The sequence below is a fragment of the Mycolicibacterium flavescens genome (genome assembly GCF_001722335.1).
Classification (GTDB): Bacteria; Actinomycetota; Actinomycetes; order Mycobacteriales; family Mycobacteriaceae; genus Mycobacterium; species Mycobacterium flavescens.
In genome coordinates, this window is the sequence record NZ_MIHA01000008.1 from 1 (window position 1) to 16524 (window position 16524).

Annotated in this window: 16 protein-coding genes and 1 rRNA gene; 10 read left to right on the forward strand and 7 right to left on the reverse strand. The window is 68.2% G+C overall.

Translation table 11 applies throughout. The annotated features are described in order from the left end of the window. The first annotated feature begins 3 nt into the window (after positions 1 to 3). A 5S ribosomal RNA gene (gene rrf / locus BHQ18_RS12365) occupies positions 4 to 118 on the forward strand. A 62-nt stretch (positions 119 to 180) separates the two neighbouring features. Here rrf and BHQ18_RS12370 read toward each other — a convergent pair. Further along, positions 181 to 684, reverse strand: a complete 504-nt coding sequence (locus tag BHQ18_RS12370; protein ID WP_165614557.1) for a methylated-DNA--[protein]-cysteine S-methyltransferase — start codon at positions 682 to 684, stop codon at positions 181 to 183. Beyond that, a complete protein-coding gene (locus BHQ18_RS12375) occupies positions 684 to 2168 on the reverse strand; it encodes a DNA-3-methyladenine glycosylase 2 family protein (RefSeq protein WP_069413921.1) in 1485 nt (494 codons plus the stop codon). Before BHQ18_RS12375 ends, BHQ18_RS12370 begins: the two co-directional genes overlap by 1 nt. A gap of 149 nt (positions 2169 to 2317) precedes the next feature. Here BHQ18_RS12375 and BHQ18_RS12380 point away from each other — a divergent pair, with 149 nt between their 5' ends. Next, positions 2318 to 2809 (forward strand): hypothetical protein, encoded by a 492-nt coding sequence (locus BHQ18_RS12380; RefSeq protein WP_069413922.1) that lies wholly within the window; start codon positions 2318 to 2320, stop codon positions 2807 to 2809. A 1-nt stretch (position 2810) separates the two neighbouring features. Here the strand turns inward: BHQ18_RS12380 and BHQ18_RS12385 are convergent, their stop codons facing one another. Continuing rightward, the gene (locus BHQ18_RS12385; protein WP_069413923.1) at positions 2811 to 3470 is read right to left on the reverse strand and encodes a TetR/AcrR family transcriptional regulator; all 660 of its coding nucleotides are present in this window, start codon (positions 3468 to 3470) and stop codon (positions 2811 to 2813) included. Between the two features lie 94 nt (positions 3471 to 3564). Here BHQ18_RS12385 and BHQ18_RS12390 point away from each other — a divergent pair, with 94 nt between their 5' ends. After that, positions 3565 to 5001: a cytochrome P450 gene (locus tag BHQ18_RS12390; protein ID WP_069414136.1), complete on the forward strand. Its 1437-nt coding sequence runs from the start codon at positions 3565 to 3567 to the stop codon at positions 4999 to 5001. Positions 5002 to 5127: 126 nt separating this feature from the next. Here BHQ18_RS12390 and BHQ18_RS12395 read toward each other — a convergent pair whose 3' ends face one another. Continuing rightward, positions 5128 to 5778 (reverse strand): TetR/AcrR family transcriptional regulator, encoded by a 651-nt coding sequence (locus BHQ18_RS12395; RefSeq protein ID WP_084294034.1) that lies wholly within the window; start codon positions 5776 to 5778, stop codon positions 5128 to 5130. A gap of 64 nt (positions 5779 to 5842) precedes the next feature. Between BHQ18_RS12395 and BHQ18_RS12400 the strand changes: the two genes are divergently transcribed. Together BHQ18_RS12400 and glsA are read left to right on the forward strand one after the other, a co-directional pair. Continuing rightward, entirely contained in the window at positions 5843 to 7276 is a 1434-nt protein-coding gene (locus BHQ18_RS12400; RefSeq protein WP_069413925.1) for a carotenoid oxygenase family protein, read from the forward strand. A gap of 10 nt (positions 7277 to 7286) precedes the next feature. Beyond that, complete coding sequence (gene glsA, locus BHQ18_RS12405) at positions 7287 to 8564, forward strand: glutaminase A (RefSeq protein ID WP_069413926.1); 1278 nt, start codon at positions 7287 to 7289, stop codon at positions 8562 to 8564. Here glsA and BHQ18_RS12410 read toward each other — a convergent pair. Next, positions 8553 to 10157 carry an adenylate/guanylate cyclase domain-containing protein gene (locus BHQ18_RS12410; protein ID WP_069413927.1) on the reverse strand — a complete coding sequence of 535 codons (1605 nt, stop codon included), beginning with the start codon at positions 10155 to 10157 and terminating at the stop codon, positions 8553 to 8555. The two genes, glsA and BHQ18_RS12410, sit on opposite strands and share 12 nt — an antisense overlap. Before the next feature lie 45 nt (positions 10158 to 10202). On the opposite strand from BHQ18_RS12410, the gene nucS reads away from it, so the two are divergent. Both nucS and BHQ18_RS12420 read left to right on the forward strand, forming a co-directional pair. Continuing rightward, complete coding sequence (nucS, locus tag BHQ18_RS12415; protein ID WP_069413928.1) at positions 10203 to 10874, forward strand: endonuclease NucS; 672 nt, start codon at positions 10203 to 10205, stop codon at positions 10872 to 10874. Next, positions 10874 to 11155, forward strand: a complete 282-nt coding sequence (locus BHQ18_RS12420) for an Rv1322 family protein (protein ID WP_069413929.1) — start codon at positions 10874 to 10876, stop codon at positions 11153 to 11155. The genes nucS and BHQ18_RS12420 overlap by 1 nt, the downstream gene beginning before the upstream one ends. Positions 11156 to 11168: 13 nt before the next feature. Here the strand turns inward: BHQ18_RS12420 and mce are convergent, their stop codons facing one another. Further along, positions 11169 to 11639, reverse strand: a complete 471-nt coding sequence (mce, locus tag BHQ18_RS12425; RefSeq protein WP_069413930.1) for a methylmalonyl-CoA epimerase — start codon at positions 11637 to 11639, stop codon at positions 11169 to 11171. An 81-nt stretch (positions 11640 to 11720) separates the two neighbouring features. On the opposite strand from mce, the gene BHQ18_RS12430 reads away from it, so the two are divergent. From BHQ18_RS12430 to BHQ18_RS12440, 3 genes are read left to right on the forward strand one after another with little or no spacing between them, the layout of a single operon-like run. Beyond that, positions 11721 to 12902: an acetyl-CoA C-acetyltransferase gene (locus tag BHQ18_RS12430; RefSeq protein WP_069413931.1), complete on the forward strand. Its 1182-nt coding sequence runs from the start codon at positions 11721 to 11723 to the stop codon at positions 12900 to 12902. A gap of 49 nt (positions 12903 to 12951) precedes the next feature. After that, positions 12952 to 13326, forward strand: coding sequence for a DUF3817 domain-containing protein (locus BHQ18_RS12435; protein WP_109789273.1), 375 nt, complete (start codon positions 12952 to 12954; stop codon positions 13324 to 13326). Positions 13327 to 13339: 13 nt separating this feature from the next. After that, on the forward strand, positions 13340 to 14239 hold the full coding sequence (locus BHQ18_RS12440; RefSeq protein ID WP_205866089.1) for a tetratricopeptide repeat protein: 900 nt from the start codon (positions 13340 to 13342) through the stop codon (positions 14237 to 14239). An 84-nt stretch (positions 14240 to 14323) separates the two neighbouring features. On the opposite strand, the gene glgB is transcribed toward BHQ18_RS12440, so the two are convergent. Next, a complete protein-coding gene (glgB, locus tag BHQ18_RS12445; RefSeq protein ID WP_069413933.1) occupies positions 14324 to 16522 on the reverse strand; it encodes a 1,4-alpha-glucan branching protein GlgB in 2199 nt (732 codons plus the stop codon). Positions 16523 to 16524 lie beyond the last annotated feature (2 nt).

Here is a 16524-nt window from a genome sequence, read left to right on the forward strand (position 1 = left end):
AGTTACGGCGGTCAATAGCGGCAGGGAAACGCCCGGACCCATCCCGAACCCGGAAGCTAAGCCTGCCAGCGCCAATGATACTGCCCAACACGGGTGGAAAAGTAGGACACCGCCGAACACACATTAGCCCTGTGGCCCCCAACTCCGTTGGGGGCCACAGGCATTTGTGCCGCTGGATGCTCAGTCGAACAGCGTGAGCGCCTGAGAGATGTGGCTTCGCTCCATATCCAGCAGTGCTCGCTTGCGTTCGAGTCCGCCGCCGTAACCGGTGAGACTTCCGTTCGAGCCGATCACTCGATGGCACGGGACGATGATTCCGATCGGGTTGTGCCCGTTGGCAAGTCCGACTGCGCGAAAGGCGCTCGGTGCGCCGATCTGCCGCGCGATCTCGCCATACGATCGTGTCTCGCCGTAGGGGATCGTCAACAACGCCGCCCATACCTTGCGCTGAAACAGCGTTCCGATCATGTCGAGGTCCAGGGTGAACTCCGTCAGGTCGCCGGCGAAGTACGCGTCCAGCTGTTCAACCGCGTCGCCGAAGACACTGTCATCTGCCACCCAGCCGTCACGGGCTGGCTCGTAGGTCTGATCAACCATCCGCAAGTGCATCAGCCGGCCATCTTCTCCCGCCAGGGTCAGCTGACCGACCGGACTATCCATCGTCCGAAACATTAAGTGCACCATCACTTCTCCTTCGGTGGCCAGTCGTTGACCGCGTGATCCAGAGCGGTCCACAGATGCTGGGTCGCGTATGAGCGCCACGGGCGCCAACGCACGCTACGGTCGGTCAGCGCACGCGGATCGTCGGGCAGGCCGAGGTGTCTGGCCGCCACCCGAACCCCAAGGTCGGTGACCGGAAACGCATCCGGGTCTCCGAGTCCCCGCATAGCGATCAATTCCGCTGTCCAGGGCCCGATCCCGGGCAGCGCCTGCAGTTGCGCGCGGGCGGTGTTCCAGTCGCAGCCCGGGTCGAGGAGCAGCTCGCCGTCGGCGATGGCGCGGATCAACGCGGCCAGTGAACGCTGTCGCGCCTTCGGGAAGGCCAGATGCACCGGGTCGACCTCGGCGAGTTGGTCGACCGCTGGGAAAACATGTGTCAGACCGCCGTTGGCGTCCGTGATCGGCCGGCCGTACGCGGCGGCGAGCCGTCCGGCGTGGGTGCGGGCCGCCTTGACCGAGACCTGCTGGCCGAGAACCACGCGCACGGCGAGTTCGTGCTCGTCGACGGTTCGCGGTATGCGTTGTCCCGGTGCCTTGGCGACGAGCGCCTTGAGGTCGGTGTCCGCGCCCAGCGCGTCGACAACCGCCTCCGGATCGGCGTCGAGGTCGAGCAGGCGCCGGCAGCGCGCGATCGCGGCGGCCAGATCGCGGAAGTCGTCGAGCTGGATGCGGCACTGCACATGGTCGGGTTGGGGTGTCAGGGAGACGATTCCGTTGCCGTACTGCAGTCGTAGTGTGCGGCGGTAGGCGCCGTCGCGGACCTCTTCGACGCCGGGCACCGCGCTGGCCGCGAGATGCCCGAACAGCCCCTCGTAGGCGAACGGTGTGCGGACCGCCAGCCGCAGCGCCAGCGCTCCCGATGCCGCATCGGACTGACCGAACTTCGTGCGGGCACGCTGACGTAGCGCGGTGGGGGTCAGATCCGACACCGACCGCACTGTGTCGTTGAACTGCCGGATACTGGAAAAGCCCGACGCGAACGCGACGTCGCTGAACGGCAGGTCGGTGGTCTCGATCAGCACGCGGGCGGTCTGCGCTCGCTGTGCCCGGGCCAGCGCCAGCGGATTCGCCCCGACCTCGGCCAGAAGCAGCCGCTCGAGCTGACGGGTGGTGTACCCGAGGCGGAGGGCCAGGCCGGTGACCCCCTCCCGGTCCACGGTGCCGTCGGCGATCAGCCGCATCGCCCGCGCGACGACGTCGCCGCGGACATTCCACTCCGGCGATCCGGGCGAGGCGTCGGGGCGGCAGCGCTTGCACGCCCGGAAACCGGCCTTCTGCGCGGCCGCCGCCGTGGGATAGAACCGCATGTTGTGCGCGTACGGCGGCCGGACCGGGCAGCTGGGCCGGCAGTAGATCTTCGTCGTGAGCACGGCGGTGACGAACCAGCCGTCGAACCGGGAGTCCTTGGACTGGACGGCCCGGTAGCAGCGGTCGAAATGGTCGTGCACGCCCTAACGATTACACGCGACCACCGACACCACTGGCGGAAAACCGACATCGTCGTCGGCACCACGCAAATATTTCGGATGGCTAACGATTCGACCGTCCCCGGCGTCGTGGCCGGGCAGTCGCACCGCGGCTGTGGTGTCGTGGGCTGATGGTGACTCGAGCGTTTCTCAGCGTTTCCGTGGGCAGTATTGCGGCGGCGTGCTCGGTGCTCCTCGCGCCGACCGCCACTGCTGCGCCGACTTCCGATGCGCAGGGCTATGTCGACTCGACCGCCCGATGCGCGGCGCCTAGCAAGGTTGTCGTGTTCGGCAGCACTGCGGGTTCGCGCGTCGCCATCTGTGAATCGGCCGACGGCGAGTACCAGTACCGCGGGGTGCGGATGCGGGACGGCGCGAAGCTCATCGCGCCCGCCACCCAGTCCGGCGACGGATACACGGCCGAGAACGACGGGATCACCTACACCGTGACCGAGGACTCCCTGGAAATCAGCGACGGCGCCCGGGTGATCCGCGAAGAGTCGATGGTCGACTTCCACCAGGCACAGTCCGGCAATTCGCCGGGCGCATCGCCGCCACCGGCGACGTCGACGCCGAAGAAGCCGTTGCCGCCGCCCCTGCCCGCCGAGGTGGGCGGCAGCTGACTCACGGTTCGCCGAGACGTCCACGGGCGACGGCCGCAGCGCCGTCGCCGGTGATCAGCCACAGCGTGGTCAGCTGCGCGATCAGCTCGTCCACGGTGATCGCCGCAGTGCCGTCGACGAACGCCAGAACCGCATCGGCGGTGCCGCCGACCAGAAACGCCGGCGCCACTTTCGCCAGCGGGTCCTTCGCGAGTTCGACGCCGTGCACGGTGCGCGCGTGCTCGATGAGCACATCGGTGAGGCTGCGCATCACCGCGACGCGGTGCGCGCGCAGACCCGGGGTCGCGGACACCCCGCCCAGCAGCACCCGCGCCCGGCGCGGATCGTCGACGAGGCTGTGCACCAACGCCGTGACACACGCAAACGCCTGCTGGTCAACGGGTTTCGCGAAATTAGCGACGGCCGCGCCCACGGTGGCGTCCCGCACGGTCGCGGCGATGTCGTCGATCACCGCGCCGGCCACCGCGTCGACCTCGGTGAAACTCTCGTAGAAATAGCGCTTGTTGAGGCCCGCGTCGGCGCACAGTCGTTCCACGGTCACATCGCGCCACTCGTCGCGGCTCATCGCCTCCAGGGCGGCCTCGAGCAGTCGCGAGCGACGCTGCTGCTGACGCTGCGCGCCGGAGACACCTCCGTAGCTGCGCGGTGACGACGAGGCCATGACTCCGATCGTCGCACCATTGACAACGCTTCGACAAAACTGGCACGGTTACGTACCAGATGGTCGTCGAAGGGATCGCCCGATGCTCAACCTCATGGAGCCGCCGGCCGCACTGTCCGACGCGCGGCAACGGCTCCAGGGGCGCCTGCAAGAGATCGGCGCGGCGGTCAGTGACCGGTGGCCCAGTCGCGACCGGCCCTTGGCGCCGCCGCCCGCCGGGTCCGGGCTCGCGCCTGTCATGGGCAATTACGGCATGCCATTTCTCGGCCACGTCCTGCCCACCCTCGTCGACCCGTTGGAGTTCGCCCGCCGCCGGTACGCGGAATACGGACCGGTGTCGTGGGCCGGCGGCGTGGGCTTCCGCGTCGTCATGCTGCTGGGACCCGAAGCGCTGGAAGCGGCGTGGGTCAACCGCGACAAGGCGCTGTCCAGCACGCGGGGCTGGCAACCGGTGATCGGTCCGTTCTTCCACCGCGGCATCATGCTGCTGGACTTCGAGGAACACCGCGACCACCGGCGCATCATGCAGCAGGCGTTCACGCGAACCGCGCTCAACCGGTATCTCGCGTCCACAGCCGACGGCGTCGACCGCGCGCTCGCGGCGTGGCGCCCGGCGCCGCGGTTCCCGGTCTATCCGTCGATCAAGCATCTGCTGCTGCAACAGGCCGCCGAAGTGTTCGTCGGCACCGAACTCGGCGCCGAGTCCGACCAACTCATCGACGACTTCCACCACACCGTGCACGGCGGGCAGGCGATCATCCGCGCGGACGTACCCGGTGGCACCTGGGCGCGCGGACTTCGGGCCCGCGAACGCCTGGAGCGCTACTTCGGCGACCAGATCGCGCAGCGCCGCAACGGCGACGGCACCGACCTGTTCTCGATGTTGTGCCGCAGCGAGTCCGAGGACGGTCAACGATTCACCGACGACGACATCGTCAACCACATGATCTTCCTGCTGATGGCCGCGCACGACACAACAGCCATCGCGTTGTCGATGCTCGCCTACGAACTGGGCCGAAACACCCACTGGCAGCAGCTCCTTCGTGAGGAGGCGATGGCGCGCCCGGTCGAGTCACCCACACTCGAGGATCTCGAGGACTATCCGCTACTCGACGGCGCGTTCAAGGAGGTACTGCGGATGTACGCCCCCGCAGGCACGTTGTTCCGCCAGGCCATCCGCGACACCGAGATCTGTGGCCACTTCATCCCGCGCGCAAGCCAGATCGCGATCAGCGTCCACGCGTCGATGCGGCTGTCGGACTGGTGGCCCGACCCCGACACCTTCGACCCGACCCGGTTCACCGACGCCGTGAACCGGGCGGCGGTCAGCCGCTACGCGTTCGCGCCGTTCGGCGGGGGTGCGCACAAGTGCATCGGCCAGCAGTTCGCCGACATGACGGTCAAGACCGTGATGCACCACATGCTGCGCCGCTTCCGGTGGGAAGTCCCCGCCGGCTACCAGGTGCCGCTCACCTGGGGCACCGGACCCACACCCGCCGACGACCTGCCCATCCGACTCGAGTCCTACTGAGCACAGCCGGGGAACTGTTCCTGCAGAGCGCTTTTGACGTCGGCGAAGCCGGCGAGCGGCTTGTCGGCCACGTCGGGTTGCCGGTGGCACGCCGTGAACGTGCCGACCTCGCCGACCAGCTGACGGCTACGCGCCGTACACGATCGCCACCGCGGCGGTCAGCGACTGCATGGTCCTCTCCCGGTCGTCGCCCATGCCGACCAACGCGTCGACCACCAGGGGGCCCAGGATCTGGCTCATGCCGTGCCCCTCGCGTCCGAAGAACCCCGCCATCTCGAGCAGCACCGCGCCGTGGGTGATGCTCCACATCCGCCCGGCGACCACCGCCTCCCCGTCGTCGCGGATGCGTCGCGCGGCGATCATCCGGCGGACACTGGACAGCAGCGCCTCGAACGACACCGCCCACTCCGCGCGGGCGCTGGCGCTGCCGGTGACCGTGAGGTCGGCGTGGAAGCGGTTCAGTGACTCCGCCGACGTACCGAACATGAGTTGGTAACGCTGCGGATTGGCCAGCGCGAACTCGCGGTAACGCATGCCGATCACGAAGAAGTCGGCCACCGGATCGTCGGTCTGCTCGACGGTCAACGCGCTGGTGAACCGCATGAACGCCGCGCTGGCGATCGCCTCGATCAGCCCGGACATGCCCCCGAAATGCGTGTAGACCGCCATTGTCGAGGTTCCGGTCTCGGCGGCGAGCTTGCGGGCGCTCAGCGCGGCCGGGCCGTCGCGCTCGAGGATCTCGATGCCGGCTTCGACCAATTGCTCCCGCGCGCTCACCCTTGCGATCGTGCCATAACGGTGTTATACAAAGGCGGGTATAACGCTGTTATAGGGAGGCGGCATGGCGAACCGTTACCTGGAGGGCGCGTTCGCGCCGCTCGCCGAGGAGTTCACGCTCACCGACCTCGCGGTCACCGGCACGATCCCCGACTACCTGGACGGCCGTTACCTACGCAACGGCCCGAACCCGGTCGGCGAACTCGACCCCGAGCTCTATCACTGGTTCGTCGGTGACGGCATGGTGCACGGCATCCGGATTCGCGACGGAAAGGCCGAGTGGTACCGCAACCGCTGGGTGCGCGGTCCGCAGACCGCGCGCGCACTGGGGGAGCAGCCTCCGAACGGGCGCTTCCCGGTCTCGGGCATCGGCGCCAACACCAACGTCGTCGGCCACGCCGGCAAGACCCTGGCGCTGATCGAATCCGGCGTCGCCGCCGTGGAATTGACCGACGAGCTGGACACCGTCGGCGCGTGCGATTTCGACGGCACCCTCGCCGGCGGCTACACCGCGCACCCCAAGCGCGATCCGGTCACCGGTGAGCTGCACGCCGTGTCCTACAACGTCTACGGCGGAAACACGGTGCAGTACTCGGTCATCGGCCTCGACGGCCGGGCCCGGCGGGTGGTCGACGTCGAGGTCACCGGCGCGCCGATGATGCACGACTTCTCGCTGACCGAGAACCACGTCGTCTTCTACGACTTGCCGGTCACGCTCGACGCCCGCCAGATGGTGCAGATGGGCGTACCGCGCGCGCTGCGGTTGCCCGCTCGACTTCTGTTGTCGGCGTTGATCGGACGGATCCGCATCCCGGACCCGATCGCCGCGCGGCAACCTCGCCGCGGGTCGGGCGACCGCCGGTTCCCGTACTCGTGGAACCCGAAGTACCCGGCGCGCGTCGGCGTGATGCCGCGCGACGGCGACAACGGCGACGTGCGCTGGTTCGACGTCGAACCGTGCTACGTGTTCCACCCGATGAACGCCTACGACGAAGCCGGCACCGTCGTCATCGACGTCGTGCGACATCCGAAGATGTTCGACACCAACCTACTCGGACCCGACGAGGGCCCACCCACACTCGACCGGTGGTCCGTCGATCTGGCCGACGGGAAGGTGCGCGAGTCGCGCACCGACGACCGCGGCCAGGAGTTCCCCCGCATCGACGAGCGCCGCGTCGGCAGACGTCATCGCTACGGTTACACACCGGGTTTCCCGAACGGCGAGGGAAGCGACACGCTGCTCAAGCACGACTTCGTCGGGAACGGGTCTGAGCCACGTTCGTTCGGGGACGGCAAGATCGTCGGCGAGTTTGTGTTCGTGCCGTCGGCCCCCGACGCCGCCGAGGACGACGGGGTGTTGATGGGTTACGTCTACGACAAGCGCACCGACCGCAGCGAGCTGGCCATCCTCGACGCGCAGACTCTGCAGGACGTGGCCAGTATCAAGCTGCCGCACCGGGTACCCGCCGGGTTTCACGGCAACTGGGTGCCCGCCTAGGATCTCACCCATGGCCGAACTGGTGCAGCGCTACCTGGACCAGATTCGTGCCGAACACGCCGACGACGGCGACGGGGCGTTGGCCGACTACATCCCCGAACTCGCCACCGTCGACCCCGACCGGTTCGGCCTTTCGCTGTCGCTGGCCGACGGATACATCTACGAATCGGGCGACGCTGCAGTCGAATTCACGATCCAGTCGGTGTCGAAGCCGTTCACCTACGCGTTGGCTCTCGAGCACATCGGCGCCGACGCCGTCGACGCGAAGATCGGCGTCGAACCGTCCGGCGAGGCGTTCAACGAGATCAGCGTCGACGAACGCACCAAGATCCCGAAGAACCCGATGATCAACGCCGGCGCGATCACGGCGGCCTCCCTGGTCCCGGGCACCGGAGTCGACGACCGGTTCGAGCGGATCCTCGAGTTCTACTCCGCCTGCGCAGGCCGCGAGTTGAGCGTCGACGAGGACGTCTACGCCTCGGAAAAGGCGACCGGGGCCCGCAACCGCGCGATCGCCTACATGCTGCAGAGTTTCGGCGTGCTCGACGGCGATCCCGACCGGATCCTCGACGTCTACTTCCGGCAGTGCTCGATCACGGTGACGAGCACCGACCTCGCCCGGATGGCGGCCACCCTGGCCCGCGGCGGTGTCGACCCCGGCCACGGACGGCGGCTCATGCACCCGGCGGTGGTGCAGCGCACGCTCAGCGTGATGGTGACCTGCGGGATGTACGACGCGGCGGGGGACTGGGTCAGCGCTGTCGGGCTCCCCGCGAAAAGCGGTGTCGGAGGCGGTATTGCGGCGGTGCTGCCGGGCCAGCTCGGAATCGGGGTCTACTCACCGCTTCTCGACGAGAAGGGCCACAGCGTGCGCGGTGTGCGGGTGTGCCGGTCGTTGTCGGAGAGCCTCGGTCTGCACTTTCTGTCGGTGCCGCGCGAGTCGCGCTCGACCATCCGCGCGTCCTACGACGTCGAGTCCGGTGTGCGGGTCTACGAGTTGCACGGCGACCTGCTGTTCGCCGGGGCCGAGCGGGTGCTGCGCACATTGGAGCGCGAATGCGTGGACTTCGACGTGGCGATCCTGGAGATATCGCGCGTCGATGACATCGACGACGCCGCACGGCGCATGCTCGCCGGGATGCGCGAGTCGCTGCGGCGGTTGGACAAGGACGGTTACATCGTCGACCCCGACGCGGCGATGGCCGACGCGGAGGTGACCGTCCACGTGTTCGCCACGCTGGACGAGGCGCTGGCCGCCGCCGCGCAGCTGCGTGCCTCAGACGGGTAGCGCCAGGCGGGTCGGTTCGTCGTGCCCGCGCAGCATCACCGACTCGCCGTTCGTCCAGTGCGCCCGCTCGTCCTCGGCTGCCCCCGCCACCGCGTCCGAACAGGCCAGCAGATGTGCGGGGGTCTCCTTGGCCAGCTCGCAGAGCCGGGCCGCTACGTTGACCGGTTCACCGATCACCGTGTACTCGAAACGTTCCTTGGCGCCGACGTTTCCGGCGACCGCTTCGCCGGCGGCCACACCGATCCCGGCTTCCAGGCCGGACACTTCCTCATGGATTCGACGGGCGATCGCCCGGCCGGCCGCCAGCGCTTCGTCCTCGGGTCGGTCCAGGCGGTTGGGCGCGCCGAACACCGCCAGCGCACCGTCGCCCTCGAACTTGTTGACGAAACCGTGGTGACGGTCGACCTCCTCGACGATCACCGTGAAGAACCGGTTCAGCAGGTCGACGACCTCGGTCGCGCGCTTGGTGGTGACCAACTGGGTGGATCCGATGATGTCGACGAAAAGCACCGCGACATGGCGCTCTTCGCCGCCGAGCTTGGGCCGCTGCTTCTCGGCTGCCGCGGCGACCTCGCGGCCGACGTGGCGGCCGAACAGGTCACGCACGCGTTCGCGCTCCTTGAGCCCTTCGACCATTCTGTTGAACCCGCGCTGCAACTCGCCCAGTTCGGTGCCGTCGAAAACGACGACCTTGCAGTCCAGATCGCCGTCCTCGACGCGTTTGAGCGCGCTGCGCACCACCCGCACCGGCGTCGCGGTCAACCACGACAGCAGCCACATCAGCACGAAGCCGAACACCAGCGTCGCCGCGGCGATGCTGAGCACGGCGAACCCGAACTGGGTGGGCGTCAGATTGCGCAGTGCCAGAGCGAAGATCGCGGTGACCGCGATGCCCATCACCGGTACGCCCGATCCGAGCAGCCACACCAGCATCGTGCGGCCCATGATCCCGGCGGTGAGCCGCCGTGGCGGCGGGCCGGCCTCGAGCGCCTGCGCGGCGACGGGCCGCAGCGCGAACTCGGTGATCAGGTAGCACGCAGTGGCCACCACGATGCCCGGGAAGCTGACCGCGAACAGGAACCGGGGGATGAAGTCGCCGTCGTGCAGGCCGTAGAGCGTGGTCAGCAGCGCCGCACCCACACCCCACAGCACCAGCACCGTGCGGGCCACCCGCCACGGCGCGGCGAACGTGTCGTGCTGGTTGGTGCGGTCCGGTTTGCGTTCCTCGATGGCCCACCGCAGCGACCTGACGATCTTCCTGGTGACCCAGAAGATGCCGATGCCCAGGGCGAACACGATGTAGGCCGGGCTGACCCCGAAGGTCAACCACGCCGGCACGTCGGAGAACACGCTGGGAGTCGGGAACACGAACGCCACCAGCACGGTGGCGACGACGATGCCGCAGAAGTTGGTGAACAGGATCAGCGACGTGAGGATGATCTGTATCCGCACTCGGCGGCGCACCTGGCTCTCGCTGACCTTGCCGAGCACCCACGCGCCGTACTCCGGGGTGGTGGACAACCGACCGCTTTGCTGGGTGACCGTCTCCAGGACGCGTCCCAGCCGATGCGCAACGCTTCGTTTGACGGTCATCGTGCCTAGAGCCTAAATCGCCGCGACGGCGCCTAAGGTGGTCGGGTGCGTCTCGTGATCGCCCAGTGCACTGTTGACTACGTCGGACGTCTGACCGCACATCTGCCCTCGGCCCGGCGTCTGCTGCTGATCAAGGCCGACGGTTCGGTGAGTGTGCACGCCGACGACCGCGCCTACAAACCACTGAACTGGATGACGCCGCCGTGCCGGCTCACCGAGGACACCTCCGGACCGACGCCGGTCTGGGTGGTCGAGAACAAGGCCGGTGAACAACTGCGGATCACCGTCGAATCCATCGAACACGACTCCAGCCACGAACTCGGAGTGGATCCCGGGCTGGTCAAGGACGGCGTCGAAGCGCACCTGCAGGAGCTGCTGGCCGAGCACGTCGAACTGCTCGGCGCCGGCTACACCCTGGTGCGCCGCGAGTACATGACCGCAATCGGGCCGGTCGACCTGCTGTGCCGCGACGAGAACGGCCGGTCGGTCGCGGTGGAGATCAAGCGCCGCGGCGAGATCGACGGGGTCGAGCAGCTCACCCGCTATCTCGAACTGCTCAACCGCGACACCCTGCTCGCACCGGTCGCGGGCGTCTTCGCCGCCCAGCAGATCAAGCCGCAGGCCCGCACACTGGCCACCGACCGCGGTATCCGCTGCGTGACGCTCGATTACGACAAGATGCGCGGGATGGACGACTCCGAGTTCCGGTTGTTCTGATGGCCCGCAGGCGCCGGCCGCACCGGCCACCGCCGCCGCTGCCGCGGCGCGTCGAGACCGGGCCCGACGGATACGACTACGAAGTCCGCCCGGTGCCCGCGGCGCGGGCCGTCAAAACCTACCGCTGTCCCGGATGTGACCACGAAATCCGGCCGCAGACAGCGCATCTGGTGGTGTTACCGGCCGACATGGGCGAGAACGCCGTCGACGAGCGGCGGCACTGGCACACCCCGTGCTGGACGCACCGGGCCACCCGCGGCCCGACGCGGCGATGGTCTTAGGGGGCCAGTGGTGCTAGTGGTCCTCGGCGGGCTCGACCAGTTCGACGAGCACGCCGCCGGCGTCCTTGGGGTGGATGAAGTTGATCCGCGAGTTCGCGGTGCCCCGGCGCGGCTCGTCGTAGAGCAGCCGGACACCGTCGGCGCGCAGGCGCTCGCTGAGCGCGTCGATGTCGCTGGTGCGGTAGGCGAGCTGCTGCAGGCCCGGGCCGCGCTTGTCGATGAACTTCGCGATGGTCGAGGTCTCGTCCAGCGGCGACATCAGCTGGATCTGCGCGCTGCCGACGGCACTGCCGCGCACCGAGAGCATGGCTTCGCGGACGCCCTGCTCCTCGTTGACCTCCTCGTGCAGCACGATCATGCCGAGGTGGTCGTGGTACCACTTGATCGCGGCATCCAGGTCCGGCACCGCGATCCCCACGTGGTCGATCGCCGTCACCAGGGCGCTGGCGAGCGCTGGACGAGCGTCTACGTGTTCAGTGGTCATAACGTAACGGTAACCTTGAGACAGATGTTTGCGGAATGTGTCATGGCACACAGTGGTGTACCCAATCCCGAGAGGACCTAAATGACCACATCGGTAATCGTCGCCGGAGCACGTACGCCCGTCGGCAAGCTCATGGGATCGCTGAAGGACTTCTCGGGCAGTGATCTCGGCGCCATCGCGATCAGAGGTGCCCTGGAGAAGGCGAACGTCGACGCCTCGGCCGTCGAGTACGTGATCATGGGCCAGGTGCTGACCGCCGGGGCGGGCCAGATGCCGGCCCGTCAGGCCGCGGTGGCCGCCGGCATCGGCTGGGACGTGCCCTCGCTGACGATCAACAAGATGTGCCTGTCCGGTATCGACGCGATCGCGCTGGCCGACCAGCTGATCCGGGCCGGCGAGTTCGACGTCGTCGTCGCCGGCGGCCAGGAGTCGATGACCCAGGCGCCGCACCTGCTGGTCAACAGCCGCTCGGGCTACAAGTACGGCGACGTCACCGTGCTCGACCACATGGCCTACGACGGCCTGCACGACGTGTTCACCGATCAGCCGATGGGCGCGCTGACCGAACAGCGCAACGACGAGGACCAGTTCACCCGCGCCGAGCAGGACGAGTTCGCGGCCCGCTCGCACCAGAAGGCCGCCGCGGCGTGGAAGGACGGCGTCTTCGCCGACGAGGTCGTGCCGGTGTCCATCCCGCAGCGCAAGGGCGACCCGCTGGAGTTCGGCGAGGACGAAGGCATCCGTGCCAACACCACCGCGGAGTCGCTGGCCGGCCTCAAGCCGGCGTTCCGCAAGGACGGCACCATCACCGCGGGTTCGGCCTCGCAGATCTCCGACGGCGGCTGTGCTGTCGTCGTGATGAGCAAGACCAAGGCCGAGGAGCTGGGCCTGACGTGGCTGTGCGAGATCGGCGCGCACGGCGTGGTCGCCGGACCCGACTCGACGCTGCAGAGCCAGCCCGCCAACGCCATCAAGAAGGCGGTTGCGCGCGAGAAGATCTCGATTGACCAGCTCGACGTCATCGAGATCAACGAGGCGTTCTCGGCGGTGTCGCTGGCGTCGACCAAGGAGCTCGGTGTCGACCCGGAGAAGGTCAACGTGAACGGCGGCGCGATCGCGATCGGTCACCCGATCGGGATGTCGGGTGCGCGCATCACCCTGCACGCCGCGCTGGAGCTGGCGCGGCGCGGTTCGGGCTACGCGGTGGCGGCGTTGTGCGGTGCCGGCGGTCAGGGCGACGCGCTGATCCTGCGCCGGCCGTAGCGCCGCGGTCTACGACGGCATGTAGTAATCGATCCGGACCTCGGGCACAATGGCGGCCATGACTAGCGCCTTCGATCTCCGGACCGTCGCCGGCCGGTTCCGTGTCATCGCCCTGCTGGAAGCGGTCAGCTGGGTCGGACTGCTGATCGGGATGTACTTCAAGTACCTCGGGACGCCGCGCACCGAGATCGGCGTGAAGATCTTCGGGCCTGCCCACGGCGCGGTCTTCGTGGCGTTCGTGGTGGCCGCGTTCCTGGCGGGGATCGCGTTCGCGTGGGCGGCGGGTACCTGGCTGCTGGCGATCGTCGCCAGCATCGTGCCGCTGGGCAGCGTGATCTTCCTCATGTGGGCCGACCGCACCGGTCGGATGGGCGAGGTGGCGGCGGTGTCGCAACCGCGCGGGCCGGTGCCGGAGACGACGTGACAAAATTGAGCGCGTGAGTCGTCCACGCCCTCCCATGGCGGCCTCTATGGCCGGTGCGGTTGATCTGTCTGCCCTCAAACAGCGGCCTACGGGCGACGGTGGCGCGTCCGCCGCGTCCGCCCCGCCCGGCGCGGTGGAGGTGACCGAGGCCAACCTCGAAGACGAGGTGCTGGTCCGGTCCAACCAGGTCCCGGTCGTCGTGCTGCTGTGGTCGCCGCGCAGCGAACCCAGCGTCCAGCTGGGCGACGCGCTGGCCGCGCTGGCCAGCGCCGACGCCGGCAAGTGGTCGCTGGCGACGGTCAACGTCGACGTCGCGGCCCGGGTGGCGCAGATGTTCGGTGTGCAGGCGGTGCCGACGGTGGTCGCGCTGGCCGCCGGACAGCCGCTGTCGAGCTTCCAGGGCATGCAGCCTCCCGAGCAGCTGCGCCGCTGGATCGACTCCCTGCTCAACGCGGTCGCAGGCAAGCTGCCCGGTGCGGGCGAGGGGGAGGAGCCCGAACAGGTCGATCCCGCACTCGCGCAAGCCCGTTCGCATCTGGACGCCGGCGAGTTCGATGCCGCCCACGCGGCGTATCAGGCCATCCTCGACGCCAACCCGAACCACGCCGAGGCCAAGGGCGCCGTGCGTCAGATCGCGTTCCTGCAGCGGGCCACCACACGCGCGCCCGGCGCGATAATCGCCGCCGACGCCGCACCCGATGACATCGAGATGGCGTTCGCCGCGGCCGACGTCGAGATCCTGCAGCAGCAGGTCGGCGAGGCCTTCGACCGCCTGATCCGGTTGGTGCAACGCACCGCAGGCGATGACCGCACGAAGGTCCGCACGCGGCTGATCGAGTTGTTCGACCTGTTCGACCCCGCCGACCCCGAGGTGATCGCGGGCCGGCGCAAGCTGGCCAACGCGCTCTACTGATTCATCGAAGCCGACGAATTGGCGGGTTTCCGGCGCGTTTTTCCGCCATTTCGTCGGTTTCGGCGGCACTGCCACCCGGCGCTATCAGTGGGGCTCGTACTCGAACCACAGGGCGGCCAGCGGCGGCAGCACCATGACCGCCGACGCGGGCCGGCCGTGCCAGGGCTCCTCGGTGGCCTCGACGGCGCCGTAGTTACCGATGCCCGACCCGTTGTAGATGTCGGCGTCGGTGTTGAGCACCTCGCGCCAGGTGCCGGCGTGCGGCAGCCCCAACCGGTAGCGGCTGTGCTCGGAGCCCGAGAAGTTGAACACGCACGCGAGCACCGACCCGTCGTCGCCGTAGCGCAGGAAGCTCAGCACGTTGTTGGCCGAGTCGTTGGCGTCGATCCACGAGTAGCCGTCGGGGCGGGTGTCCTGCGACCACAACGCCCGCCTGCTTTGGTAGATCGCGTTCATGTCCCGCACCATGCGCAAAATGCCGGTCGAGAAGCCGTTCTCGTCGAGCTGATACCAGTCGACGCCGCGCTCCTCGGACCACTCGGCCCGCTGCCCGAACTCCTGGCCCATGAACAGCAGTTGCTTACCGGGATGGGCCCACTGGTAGGCCAGCAGCCCGCGCAGTCCGGCGGCCTTGCGGTGGTCGTCACCGGGCATGCGGCCCCACAGCGTGCCCTTGCCGTGCACGACCTCGTCGTGGCTGATCGGCAGCACGAAGTTCTCGCTGAACGCGTACAACATCGAGAACGTGATCTCGTGGTGGTGATAGCTGCGGTGGATCGGGTCACGCTTGACGAACTCCAGCGTGTCGTTCATCCAGCCCATGTTCCACTTCATCGAGAAGCCAAGGCCGCCAAGGTTCGTCGGCCGGGTCACACCGGGCCACGAGGTGGACTCCTCGGCGACCGTGACGATGCCCGGCGCCGCCTTGTGCACGGTCGCGTTCATCTCCTGCAGGAACTGCACGGCCTCGAGGTTCTCGCGACCGCCGTAGATGTTCGGTGTCCACCCGCCCTCCGGGCGCGAGTAGTCCAGATACAGCATCGAGGCGACCGCATCCACCCGCAGGCCGTCGATGTGATACTCCTGCAGCCAGTACAACGCGTTGGCGACCAGGAAGTTGCGCACCTCGGCCCGGCCGAAGTCGAACACGTAAGTGCCCCAGTCGAGTTGCTCACCCCGACGCGGATCGGAGTGCTCGTAGAGCGCGGTGCCGTCGAAACGGCCGAGCGCCCAGGCGTCCTTCGGGAAGTGCGCGGGCACCCAGTCGATGATCACGCCGATGCCGGCCTGATGCAGCGTATCGACCAGATGGCGGAACTCGTCCGGGGTGCCCAGCCGCGACGTCGGCGCGTAGTACGACGTCACCTGGTACCCCCACGAGCCGCCGAACGGGTGCTCGGCCACCGGCATCAACTCGACGTGGGTGAAGCCGTTCTCGACGACGTACTCGGTGAGTTGGGTGGCCAGTTCGCGGTAGGTCAGCCCCGGCCGCCACGACATCAGATGCACTTCGAGGGTGCTCATCGGCTCGAACACCGGGTTCTGGCTGGCCCGCCGGGCCATCCAGTCCTGGTCCTCCCAGGTGTATTCGCTCTTGGTGACCTTCGACGCGGTCTTGGGCGGAACCTCGGTGGCGAACGCCATCGGGTCGGCGCGCTCGCTGACCGAGCCGTCCGCACCGTGGATGCGGAATTTGTAGAGCCCGCCGATCTCGAAGCCGGGCCAGAACACCTCCCACACCCCGGTCGAGCCCAGCACCCTCATCTGGGCTTCGTTGCCGTCCCAGTGGTTGAACTCGCCGATCAGGCTGACGCCCTTGGCATTCGGTGCCCACACCGCGAACGACACCCCGTCGACCACACCGTCGGGCGTGGTGTAGCGGCGCGGATGCGCACCGAGGATCTCCCACAGCCGTTCGTGCCTGCCCTCGGCGAACAGGTGCAGGTCCACCTCGCCGAGAGTGGGTAGGAAGCGGTACGCGTCGGCCACGGTGTGCACGCCGTCCGGGTAGTGCACCTCGAGGCGGTAGTCCGCGAGACCGGTGAACGGCAGCGCGACCGCGAAGAGCCCGGCCTCGATGTGCTGGAACTCGTGGTGTTCGCCGCCGATCAACGCGATCACCTTGAGCGCGTGCGGTCGGTAGGCGCGGATCACGGTGTGGTCGTCGTATTCGTGCGCACCGAGTACCGAGTGCGGGTCGTGGTGCTCACCGGCCAGCAGTCGGTTCAGGTCGGCGGTGTGCGGCCGCAGATGCGGGCTGCTCGCCTGGGTGGTCTGCGTCATGT